Here is a 4092-nt window from a genome sequence, read left to right on the forward strand (position 1 = left end):
GCCTCTTCACGCTCTGCCTTTTCGCGCTCCGCCTCTTCACGCTCTGCCTCGTACCGCTCCGGCGAGCCCGGGCCTCCGTAGGTGCACAGCAAGCCGAGGTCGCCCGAGCCCGTGGGCTCGACGTCGGGCATGTCGGCGCCGGTGAGCGCGATGACACGGGCGGGGGTCAGGTCGAGGAGTTCGCAGGCGTTGAGGCGCATCGCGGGGGCGGGCCGACCGTCCAGCATCGAGGCGGCGATCTCGGGCTGCGGGTTCGGCGACAGTCTCGGCGGGCCGGAGTCGGCCGCTCCGGAGAACCCGAGAGAGGAACACCCCGAGAATGCGGCCGCAGCGGTGAGCATCCCCACGGCCCGGATGAGTCGTCCCCCCGTAGCCGCGCGGGGTCGCTGCGATCGCATGCGACGATCCTACGTCCCGGTCCCGACCGGACCCGCGGTCAGTCGTCGGGGGCGTCGAGCGTCACCGACCGGGCGATGGCCTCGAACGCCTCCTGGATGCGGTGCTCCAGCTTCGCGCCGGACTGGTCGGTGCGCCAGCGCTCGACCGCGACCCGCAGGATCGCGATGGAGGCCGCGGCCACCGTCACCGCGTCGGCCGACCCCGGGGACCTGCCCTCACGTCGGGCCACCAGGGCCGCCACCCGCTCCTCGGCCCGGTCGAGGATCTCGTGAACCTCGCTGCGGATCCCGGGCTCTCGCCGCCACATGTCGTGGAACTTGTCGAACGCCGAGCTCTGACGGCGGGCGTTGGACACCTGCAGCCAGAGCAGTCGCGACAGAGCGGTCATGGTCGGGACGGAGAAGTCGGTGAGGAACTGCTCGATCGCCTCGTCCTGGGCGGGGATCATCTCCGGGATGCAGGCGGCGACCTTGGAGGGGAAATAGTTGAAGAACGTCCGGCGGGACACGTTGGAGGCCCTGGAGATCTCGTCCACCGTCACGGCGTCCAGCCCGCGCTCGAGCACCAGGTCGAGCGCGACGGCGGAGATGGTCTCCCTGAGCTCGCGCCGACGGTCGTCCGCGCTGTCGTTGCCGTTCGGCCGGCCGGTCGCGGCGGTCATGGTGTCGCCTCCCGGTCGGTGAGGATGAAGGTCGATCGGTGTACTCAGGTCGATCGGAGTACTTAGTACGGGTAACCCTACCCAGCGGGCGGGCACCTATCCTGGGCGTCATGCGTATCGCCTCCGGGGCTCTTCCCGCGACCGTGTCCGTCGTCCTGCTGGGAGTGCTCGCGGGGTGCGGTGGCGCGGTGCCAGAGCCTGCTGCGGAGAGGGGGACGATCCGGACCGCCCCGCCGCCGAGCCGCGAGCCGGAGGTCCTCGAGCCCGAGCCCGTGGCGGAGGCCGACTGCCCGTATCTGTCCCTCGACGAGGTGTCCCGTCTCAACGGGGAACTGGCCACGGAGGTGCGGATCGACGACCGCGTGGACCCGGCGGCGTGCTTCTTCTACAGCTCCGACGGGGCCGTGCAGCTCACCACCACCGTCTTCACGGCGGGGTCGGCGGAGGCGGCCACCCGGTTGGTCGACGAGTCCGCCCCCGTCGGGGAGTCCGAGCGCTCGGACATCGGGGGCGGATGGACCGGGGGCCGGACCGGCGGCGCGGGCGGAGCCCTGGTCGTCCTGGCCCGCGGCACGCAGGTCCTCGCGGTGCAGTCGACCCAGGAACAGTCCGTCAAGGTCCAGCGGGTGGCCGAGCTCGTGGCGCCGCGGGTCGTCGCCTGACCGGCGCCGCGGTCGGGATCAGTCCGGGTCAGCCAGGGTTGCCGACGGACACGTCGGAGTAGGGCATGAGTGCATCGACCGCCGGGAAGACGACCTCCATGAGGAGGAGGACGACCGCGGCGAGAAGGGCCAGGACCAGCACCACCCGGAGTGGAGTGGGGCCGGGGAGCTTGCCGTAGAGCCACGCGTACACGCGCTCACCCCCTCAGTTCGTCGGGGACCACGCCGTCCACGCGCGGCTCGGTCCGGTCGAGCACCGCGTGGACGACGAGCCGTTCCGCCGCGGAGTACTGGGGATGGCACGTGGTGAGCGTGGTCAGCGGCAGCATCTCCGGGGTTGCGGGCCCGGGGTGGCCCGGTACGGCGTCGATCACCCGGACGTCCTCCGGTCGGACGATCGACACGCCGGACAGCCACTCGTACGGCCCGGAGGTCGCGCGGTCGGCGACGTCCGCGGGCAGGCAGCCGGCGGCCTGGGCCCGGGCGGTCGCCCGGTCGGGCGCGTCGACGGGCAGGACCCGGTAGATCAGCCACTCGTCGGCGGTGGCGTACACGAGCGCGTCGCAGGTCCGCAGCGCGTCGAGGTCGTTGAACGGCGACCCCCGGCCCACCCGGTGCCCCGCGACGGCGAAGTTCCCCGGCTCTCCCGGGGCCTGCGTCTCCGTGTAGTGTCCCGGCCCGATCTCCAGGGCGGCGCCGTCGGTGCCGGAGACCACGGCGAACCGGTAGTCCGATCCGAAGGCCGGGATGTAGAGCCGGGCGAACGCGGTGCCGGTGAGCGGCTCGTCGGTCACGGGCTCCCCGCCGCTTCGGGGGTTGTGTCCCGCCGCCCACCGCTGTTCCAGCTCGGCGTCCGCGGACGATTGGGCGCGCGCCGCGCCGAGGTCGGTCCACCACACCTGATAGACCACGAAGAGCGCCAGCACGACCCCGACCGTGATGAGCAGCTCGCCCAGTACGCCCACCGTCCGCCTCACGAGGACTCGGTGACCAGCCCCAGGATGAGCTCGGCCATGCTCCGAGCGGTCATCGCCGTGGTCCGGACCTCCCCCAGCATGGCCGCGGTGACGGACCCGTCGTGGAGGATCGCCAGCCGGTCGGCGAGGTCCGTGATGTTGTCCGGATCCTGCAGTCCCATGCCGGCGAGTTCGGCGCGGAGGGTGGCTGCCACCCAGGTCCGCTGATCCGCGACGGCTGCGCGGATGGCGCGCTCGCCGTCGGTGGATGGCCGGGGGAACTCGATCGCGGCGGCGAGGTGGCAGGAACCGGGGGTGGCGGGTTCGACCCGCTCCCGGACGATGTCGAACAGGGCGAGGATCCGGCCGCGAGCGTCGGGCGAGGCGTCCGCGCGCCGCTGCCACAGGGCCCGGTCGCGCTCGGCCACGGACCTCAGGTACGCCACGACGAGCTCGTCCTTGGACCCGTAGGTGTTGTAGAGGCTGGCCTTGGCCACACCCGCCTCGCGGAGGATCCGGTCGATGCCCACGGCGCGGATCCCGTTGGTCGAGAACAGCCGGGTCGCCGTGGCCAGGAGTCGCTCCCGCGGCCCGGGCTTGGTCGACCGTGTGCTCGTCACAGTGGACAGACTATCGGCTGTGACCCCCAGCACGTCGGGGCCGGTGCCGCGGGAGGCGGCACCGGCCACCGAGGTCATGCCGGTGGCTGCCCGCCGGCGGTGGGCGGGGTGTCCGAGGCGCGGCCGGTGAGGAACTCGCCGGCCTTCTCCTGGACGGTGTCGGTGTGCTTGGCGTGCTTGCCGCCGGTCTTCTGGTCGAAGAGGTCTCCGGCCTTGTCGACGGCGACCTGGACCTTATCCGGGTTCTTGCTGGCGAAGCTCTTGATCTTGTTGAGGAAACTCACTGTGGGACCTTTCTCGTGGTGGGCGGGTGGGCTATGAGCCGACGGCCCGGCCCGGTGATGCCGGGGCCGGGCCGTCGGAGGTGTTCCGATCGAGAACGATCAGACGCGGGTGCCACGCTTGCTGCGGCCGGAGATGAGGCTGAAGAGCCAGATCACCAGGCAGGCGCCGACGATCGCGGCGATGACGCCGGGGATGGAGAAGGCGTCCGGCATCGCGGAGCCGCCGGTGAAGAACGACACGATCCAGCCCACGATGAACGCGCCGACGACGCCGGCGACGATGTTGGCGCCGATGCCCATCTGGGCGTCACGCTTCATGATCTTGGAAGCGATCCAGCCGGCGAGCCCGCCGATGATGATCCAGGCGATGATGGTTCCCATGTCGATTGGTCCTTTCCCGAGAGTCGATCACGGCCCCGGACGGGCCGCCTCTACAGGAGAACACGTCGGGACCATGATCGCCTCCGGTGGGAGCGTGTGTGCTGTTAAACGTCGCTCATTCGTTACCGG

The 4092-nt window shown here is 71.4% G+C and carries 7 protein-coding genes and 1 pseudogene; 1 reads left to right on the forward strand and 7 read right to left on the reverse strand.

The window, feature by feature from the left end:
- Both B4M60_RS11915 and B4M60_RS11920 read right to left on the reverse strand, forming a co-directional pair.
- Positions 1–341 (reverse strand): annotated as a pseudogene (locus B4M60_RS11915) (hypothetical protein); the annotation flags it as partial.
- 95 nt (positions 342–436) lie between these two features.
- Positions 437–1060: a TetR family transcriptional regulator gene (locus B4M60_RS11920; RefSeq protein ID WP_291084138.1), complete on the reverse strand. Its 624-nt coding sequence runs from the start codon at positions 1058–1060 to the stop codon at positions 437–439.
- 110 nt (positions 1061–1170) lie between these two features.
- Here B4M60_RS11920 and B4M60_RS11925 point away from each other — a divergent pair, with 110 nt between their 5' ends.
- Positions 1171–1722: a DUF2020 domain-containing protein gene (locus tag B4M60_RS11925; protein WP_291084141.1), complete on the forward strand. Its 552-nt coding sequence runs from the start codon at positions 1171–1173 to the stop codon at positions 1720–1722.
- Positions 1723–1750: 28 nt separating this feature from the next.
- On the opposite strand, the gene B4M60_RS11930 is transcribed toward B4M60_RS11925, so the two are convergent.
- From B4M60_RS11930 to B4M60_RS11950, 5 genes are all read right to left on the reverse strand, one after another.
- Complete coding sequence (locus B4M60_RS11930; protein ID WP_291084145.1) at positions 1751–1915, reverse strand: hypothetical protein; 165 nt, start codon at positions 1913–1915, stop codon at positions 1751–1753.
- A 4-nt stretch (positions 1916–1919) separates the two neighbouring features.
- Positions 1920–2699 carry a class E sortase gene (locus B4M60_RS11935; protein ID WP_291084148.1) on the reverse strand — a complete coding sequence of 260 codons (780 nt, stop codon included), beginning with the start codon at positions 2697–2699 and terminating at the stop codon, positions 1920–1922.
- Positions 2696–3298, reverse strand: coding sequence for a TetR/AcrR family transcriptional regulator (locus B4M60_RS11940; RefSeq protein ID WP_291084151.1), 603 nt, complete (start codon positions 3296–3298; stop codon positions 2696–2698). The genes B4M60_RS11935 and B4M60_RS11940 overlap by 4 nt, the downstream gene beginning before the upstream one ends.
- Positions 3299–3372: 74 nt before the next feature.
- Positions 3373–3582: an antitoxin gene (locus B4M60_RS11945; RefSeq protein WP_291084154.1), complete on the reverse strand. Its 210-nt coding sequence runs from the start codon at positions 3580–3582 to the stop codon at positions 3373–3375.
- Between the two features lie 99 nt (positions 3583–3681).
- Positions 3682–3963: a GlsB/YeaQ/YmgE family stress response membrane protein gene (locus tag B4M60_RS11950; protein WP_291084156.1), complete on the reverse strand. Its 282-nt coding sequence runs from the start codon at positions 3961–3963 to the stop codon at positions 3682–3684.
- Positions 3964–4092 lie beyond the last annotated feature (129 nt).

Origin of the sequence: Dietzia sp. UBA5065 (assembly GCA_002415925.1) — a bacterium.
GTDB lineage: Bacteria > Actinomycetota > Actinomycetes > Mycobacteriales > Mycobacteriaceae > Dietzia.